We start from the raw sequence: 4,107 nt of genomic DNA, 5'->3' as shown, positions 1-4,107 counted from the left end.
GACATCGTCTGCACGTTGCCCCAGCGGTCGGTGGTGATGTTCACCAGGGGACGCAGTCCGTCGGCGCTGGCTTGAGGTTTGGTCGTGACGACGCTGGTGCCGCTGGTGGAGGTCACGCTTGCTGGCAGCGCGCCGGGCGCCACTGACATCGGTTGTGCGGCTATGCGGGCGGCGGTGGCGGCCTGCAACTGCTTTTGCGCGAGATCGGCCTGCTCCTGCTGCTGCAGTGCGGCCAGGCTGGTGGTGACCTTGTCGCTGAGCAGCGTAGCTCTGGCAACGTTGTCCAGTGTGGCGCTTGTTGGCTGTTTCAGTCGCGCGCCCAGGTTCGCTAAGAAATCCGGCGCGGCCCCGTTGTGCACCGTAGCCGATGCGCTGACTAAGCTACATTATGACAAGAGACCTGCACGCGCTCTTTTAACACACAACATTCAACATCGGTGCCTGAAGACAAGCAAGAATGCGACCGGTGGTTGAGAGTTGCTGGTATCAACCGGTATGGGTGAGTCCTCAAACTTAAATCAACTTTTTTATTGCCACTTCAATGCGCTTCATAAATTCTTCATCTGCAATTAGAAAGTTTGGAAATTTACATTCAAGGCTTTTGTAGTTCTCATCTGCCAAAGGAACATATTCGTCGGCGTCTAAAAAAACACTATTAATCGCGTCATAAATATTGCTGTCGAAATGTGACGTTTCTTCTTGGAATAAGCTGATATAAAAACGTGAGAATTCCTCTAAGAAAATTTCATTATTTATTACCTTATTCATTAGATTTATAGTAAGCACCCGGCGATCCCGGCTTGACGGAATCGTCATGAGCTGAACGGCGGGATCAGATGGGCGTCCAGCGATGCGGCAGCAGATCGCTGATGCAACTGCCGGGCAGCGTTGGCAAGCGCTCAAGCACATCGTTCATGTAGGCGTGCGGGCCATGGCCGTTCAGCCGTGCCGAATGGAGCAGGCTCATCACCACAGCAGCGCGTTGACCGGCACGCAGACTACCGGCGAACAACCAATTCTTTCTGCCAAGGGCAATCGGGCAGATTTGGTTCTCGACCCAGTTGTTGTCGATTGGCACCGCACCTTCTTCAAGATAGCGCATCAGTGCTCCCCAGCGCTCCAGGCTGTAATGGATTGCCCTGGCGGTGGCGCCACCTTCCGGCACACGCTGTCGTTGCGCCCATAGACGGGCATGCAAGGTGTCGGCCGCTGGTGTGCCCAGCTTCTTTCACAGCATTTTTCTGGCTTCGCAATTTACCTCCTGTACCTGCCGTTCAACGTCGTACAGCACGCCAAACAGCTTTAGCGCTTCCTCGACATTCTGGTTTTTGTGGTTAGCATACAGCTCATGGAACTTGCGGCGTGCCTGTGCCATGCCGCCTGCTTCCATAATACTTTGTCGGAACAGCGCCTTGTAACCGGCGAAGTCGTCGCAGACCAGCGTCCCTTGCCAATCTTCCAGGAATTCTCCGGCATGGCGTCCTGCACGCGACTCGGCGAAGTCGAATACTACGGCTTTCATGCTGCTCATGCTGGTACTGCAATAGCTCCACAGGTACGCGCGATGTGTCTTGCCAAGGCCTGGCTTGAGCATTGCCACCGGCGTCTCGTCGGCATGCAATACCGGCTGCGCCAGCAGTTGCTCTGCCAACGCATCGACCAGCGGCTGCAATCGCACACCGTATACGCCAACCCATTGCGCCAGAGTGGTGTCCGGGATCGCAAATCCGGACCGTCCATAGATACCGCTTTGGCGATACCAGCGGAGCTGATCCAGCACTATTGGCACCAGAACTTGTGCCAATAGTGCTGCTGTGGGGATGCCCTTGTCGATGATCTGCGGCGGCACCGGAGCCTGCACCAGCGTCTCACACTCCCGGCACACCCACTTGCAACGTACATGGCGCTCCACGGTGAACGCGCCGGGCTGGCAATCAAGCTTCTCGGCTACATCTTCGCCAATGCGATGCAGGTGGCAACTGCAATGGCAGCTGCTGGAGTCCGGTTCGTGATGCACATCCTTGCGCGGCAACAATGCCGGCAAGGCGACGGGCTTGGACTGCCGTTTCTGGTCCTTGTCGTTAGCTGGTTTGATCGGCGCCAGCTGCTCGATCTCGGCCGTCAGCATTTTCCCACCTCTGATAGAGGCCAGCTGACAACGGCCCTCACTGGCCCGCGGCGCAATTCAATGCGCAACTCGGCATTGCAGGCAGATGTAGCGGACGCCGGCACGAGAACAGGAACAACGGAAGCAGCCGCCGCCGCTGCAACAGCCCCTTGGCGGCGCATGGCACGGGCACGCCAATTGTGAATGAGGTTGGCGTTGATGCCATGTGCCATGGCCACGGCGGCAATCGATGCGCCAGGACGTTCATACCCCGCCAGGATTTGCGTCTTCTTGGCGGCGTCATAGGGCCGTCGACGCGCGGTCGTAGGGATCGGTTCTGTCATGAGGAGTCCACTTTTTTAGGTGAACATGATCATCCTTATCGGCCGATCCTGCCACAACGAGGGTTTGCTAGGTGTTTACACTCGTCAAAGCTAAGCAGACAATGTTCGTGCTTGCTTACCAATTTAGGCTTAACCCTAGACAGGCGGTAATATTGCGTAGCAAAATGGAATTTGCCGCTTGGCACCAGCACTACGTTCGATGACATGCCGTTGTAGTGAATTTATTTGGATTACTGGTCGTTTGAGAATTGGCATCTCGGTTTGACGATCAACATACGCTCAGCACGCAACTTCTTAAGCTATTCGTTTGGGCCGGATTCGTCAGTGAACGAATTGGCACACTAGTCTTGAACGCCGGCCTTCAGCTGATTGATCAACTCGCCCGATAACGGTGAGAGTGCCTTTTTCGCAGTGAGCTTCTTTTTAAGTGTTTTCTCGGTGACTATTGCATCAGTTATGAAGTATCCCTTTCAAATTTTTGATGCAACCTTACACAAAGACCTTAGCAGATCCAATAACTTAAGAGTGCGAAACTCTTTCGAAGCGTTCAGCGACGATCCGAAGTATTTTTCGGCCGCCCCAAGCATCTACAAAGTTAAAAACCATAAAGCTGGCAACCGATTCTTCTTCAGTCGCCTCGCAGCATTCGATTAGATAACTGCCATGACTTTCCAATTCTCCATGACTCAGTGCTTTTCCGTGCGGGCTTAAACTAAAAAGGCTAATTTGATTACAAAAAATTAATGTATGACCTTTTTCCTGCCAATCAATGTAGTCAATTTCAATATTGACTGGGTCAATCCTTATGTCTTTAATAATTGCGTCGTTAAAGTTAATTTTTTCGAACTCTATCATCTCTTCTTTCCTTATCAATTTGTATTGGACAATTTCTCACCCGGCAAAAATCCTGTGCCGGAACCAGCGGTGTATCCTTTGGGTTCCAACTTTATGATTAGGCCATTCCTGTTCGCGTTGTTCCACGATATTCCCTCTGGCTTTATTTCAATATGGTAATGCTCCCCGTGATGCCTTGGATTAAATTCAGCGTCGTCTGATTTAAGGCCTTCAGGATGACTTTCAAAACGTATTCGAGTGTTCTCATTAGGTTCCCAGACAAACCTTGGTGTTCCGTCCGGTGTCAAGCCAGATTTTGTTGGCTGGACTCCCAATATTTCACTCATTCTCTCAGGGCTACTTGGAAATTCGTTGAAGGGCAACGAATTGACTCTACTGGAATTCCCGCTTCCTGAATTGAATATTATGTTTGCGCCGGATGAGCTTTCAGCTGGGCTGACATACACCGTAGATCTTGCCTGCTGATTATTCGGAGTGATCAGCGGACTCGACACAACTGGCCCGTTATCAGGCGTCACCATGACTGAGGAACCTTGCTGTCCTGGCATAGGCGTAGTTAAGACTCGTGCCCCCGAATCGCTTGGCGCACCGGGGTTCCACTTAATTCCATCCTTTTGCGTCACTTCGCCAAATAGAGCGGGGTTATTCAACCTAAAATTTACGAACGCTTGCTCAACGTAAGCGTTAGTTGAGCACCGTGGTTGACGGCGAAGTGGAAGTCAGGCGGGGACGGCGAAGGAAGGCAGTTCGCCCGCGACGTTCCAAGGCAGCAGATCATCAATGCGGTTGATTGGGTGATCG

General features: G+C 52.5%; 4 protein-coding genes and 1 pseudogene. All 5 read right to left on the bottom strand.

The window, feature by feature from the left end:
* On the bottom strand, positions 1 to 359 hold a 359-nt coding region (locus G3574_RS27960), incomplete at its 3' end, for a hypothetical protein (RefSeq protein ID WP_163968853.1).
* Positions 360 to 513: 154 nt separating this feature from the next.
* Positions 514 to 816: a colicin immunity domain-containing protein gene (locus G3574_RS27955; RefSeq protein ID WP_235953670.1), complete on the bottom strand. Its 303-nt coding sequence runs from the start codon at positions 814 to 816 to the stop codon at positions 514 to 516.
* Positions 817 to 832: 16 nt separating this feature from the next.
* Positions 833 to 2,125, bottom strand: a pseudogene (tnpC, locus tag G3574_RS27945) (IS66 family transposase); the annotation flags it as partial.
* Positions 2,122 to 2,451 (bottom strand): transposase, encoded by a 330-nt coding sequence (locus tag G3574_RS27940; RefSeq protein WP_163968849.1) that lies wholly within the window; start codon positions 2,449 to 2,451, stop codon positions 2,122 to 2,124. The gene G3574_RS27940 and the pseudogene tnpC, both read right to left, overlap by 4 nt.
* Positions 2,452 to 2,970: 519 nt before the next feature.
* Positions 2,971 to 3,306: a hypothetical protein gene (locus G3574_RS27935; protein ID WP_163968848.1), complete on the bottom strand. Its 336-nt coding sequence runs from the start codon at positions 3,304 to 3,306 to the stop codon at positions 2,971 to 2,973.
* Positions 3,307 to 4,107: the final 801 nt, after the last annotated feature.

It is taken from the genome of Noviherbaspirillum galbum, from assembly GCF_010974945.1.
In the GTDB taxonomy this organism is placed as follows: Bacteria; Pseudomonadota; Gammaproteobacteria; order Burkholderiales; family Burkholderiaceae_D; genus Noviherbaspirillum; species Noviherbaspirillum galbum.
The sequence above is the reverse complement of the archived record's forward strand: the minus strand, read 5'-3'. Positions and strand labels throughout refer to the sequence as shown.

Bases quoted from the DNA above. Each gene is read 5' to 3' on its own strand.
- G3574_RS27955 (WP_235953670.1), bottom strand. From the start codon at position 816: ATGACGATTCCGTCAAGCCGGGATCGCCGGGTGCTTACTATAAATCTA.
- G3574_RS27940 (WP_163968849.1), bottom strand. From the start codon at position 2,451: ATGACAGAACCGATCCCTACGACCGCGCGTCGACGGCCCTATGACGCC.
- G3574_RS27935 (WP_163968848.1), bottom strand. From the start codon at position 3,306: ATGATAGAGTTCGAAAAAATTAACTTTAACGACGCAATTATTAAAGAC.